1 protein-coding gene is annotated in these 2,369 nt (G+C 39.1%); it reads left to right on the plus strand.

The features are described 5' to 3' along the window. Positions 1 to 503: 503 nt before the first annotated feature. On the plus strand, positions 504 to 2,369 hold a 1,866-nt coding region (locus AC1DND_RS25955; RefSeq protein WP_477585483.1), incomplete at its 3' end, for a GH92 family glycosyl hydrolase.

Raw genomic sequence — 2,369 nt, forward strand, 5'->3', positions numbered from 1 at the left:
ACTCATGGCAACCAGAATTCTACCGTGTTTACTCATCTTAAAAATATTGGATGCAAAAATAAGGTTTATTTAGCTGAAATTATTTAAAGCAAGTCAGTTACTTGTAAAAAGCGGTTGTTAAATAACTTGCTTATCACTTAGATGCGCTAAAGTGGCTCAGGTGTTCAGTAATATTTTGAAAATGGGTGGTCCGGTGTTAGTGGCTGTCAGTAGTCCTGCTATCCCTTCAAGTCCTTCCCGATGAATCGGGATACCTCACCTCCGGGCTTTCCGTTCCATCAGGTTTACATTATAAAGTCTGTGGTCTTTGGCAATTACAAAAAACTCACATAAATCACTCAGCTTTTCGAAACTTGAAGGGAAACCGCAATAAATTGTATCTTCAAGCTTATTAAATGTATTTTTTATTTTACTTAAACGTTTTAGTTATATGTTTTATACATATTTGAAGATAAATTAATACCTTAGAATTTTCAACAAAACAAGCTAAATTTTAAAAAGATATGATTAAAAAAATTATCCTGCCCTGTCTTTTGCTATCGGTCCTGGTTACATCGGCAYAACAGAATCTGGTGCAGTATGTTAAGCCCATTATTGGTACGTCTAAAATGGGGCATACTTATCCAGGCGCAACAGTTCCATTTGGTTCGGTACAGCTAAGTCCCGAAACGGATACTTTATCTTACGAAGTAAACGGAAAATACAATGGCGATGTATATAAATACTGTGCGGGTTATAAATATGAAGATAAAACCATTACCGGCTTTAGTCATACCCATTTTAGCGGTACTGGTCACTCCGATTTGGGTGATTTTCTCATTATGCCTACACAAGGTAAATTGCAATTGAATCCTGGTACTGCATCAGATCCGAAAAGTGGTTACCGTTCGGCATTTTCGCATACCAATGAAGTTGCAGAGGCCGGTTATTACAAAGTAAAATTAGATGATGATAACATTACCGCCGAATTAACTTCGACCACGAGGGTAGGGATGCATCAATATACTTTTCCTAAATCGGATCAATCRCACATTATTCTCGATCTGATGGCCGGTATTTACAATTACGAAGAAAAAACCGTTTGGACTTACGTTCGCGTAGTGAACGATACCCTGATTACCGGTTACCGCCAAACCAATGGATGGGCCAGAACCAGAACCGTATATTTTGCGATGAGCTTTTCTAAACCTTTTAAAAGCTACGGACGTAAAAGCTACGATGCCAAACAGGCTTATAGAGGCTTTTGGGGCAAGTTTAACCAGGAGCAGAACTTTCCTGAAATTGCAGGCAAAAAACTGAAAATGTACTTCGACTTCGATACCCAGGAAGGAGAGAAGATTAAAATTAAATTTGCTTTATCGCCGGTTAGCCAGGAAAATGCTTTGCAAAATATGCGTGCAGAAACTTCGGGCTGGGATTTCGAAAAAGTGAAGGCTCAGGCACAGGCTACCTGGAATAAAGAATTGAATAAAATACAGGTAACTACTTCTAACGATAATAAAATCAATTTTTACACCGCTTTATATCATGCTTTTATCAATCCAACAACCTATACCGATATTAATGGCGAGTATAAAGGTTTAGATCAGGGGATACATAAAGCTGAAGGCTTTACCAATTACACCACATTCTCGCTTTGGGATACTTACCGGGCCTTACATCCATTCTTTAATATTATGCAGCCAAGCCGAAGTAATGATATGGTAAAATCGATGATGGCGCATTACGATCAGAGTAGTTTGCACATGTTGCCGATCTGGTCGCATTATGCCAACGATAACTGGTGCATGAGTGGTTACCACAGTGTTTCTGTAATTTCTGATGCGATTATAAAAGGCACCTACAATGGCGATGCGAACAAAGCATTGGATGCCTGTATTGCAACAGCAAAACACCGCGACTACGAGGGAATCGGCTATTATATGGATAAAGGTTATATCCCGGCAGAAAAATCGGGCATTTCGGTTTCCAATAACTTAGAATATTCTTACGATGACTGGTCGATTGCACAACTGGCCAAGAAATTAAACCGTATGGATGTTTACGACGAATTTATCAAACGTTCTAACAACTGGAAAAACAACTACGATAGTGCTTCTGGTTTCATGCGCCCTAAATTGGCAGATGGCTCTTTTAAAAAGCAATTTGATCCAAAAGATACTGAAGGGCAGGGTTTTATTGAAGGAAACAGCTGGAACTACAGTTTCTTTGTTCCGCAGGATCCGGCTTCACTGATTGAAATGATGGGTGGCAAAAAGAAATTTGCAACCCGTTTAGATACTTTGTTTACCATGCACTTACCTGACGAATTTTTTGCGCATACTGAAGACATTACCCGCGAAGGTATTATTGGCGGATATGTACATGGT

Source organism: Pedobacter sp. 01N416 (genome assembly GCF_056399685.1).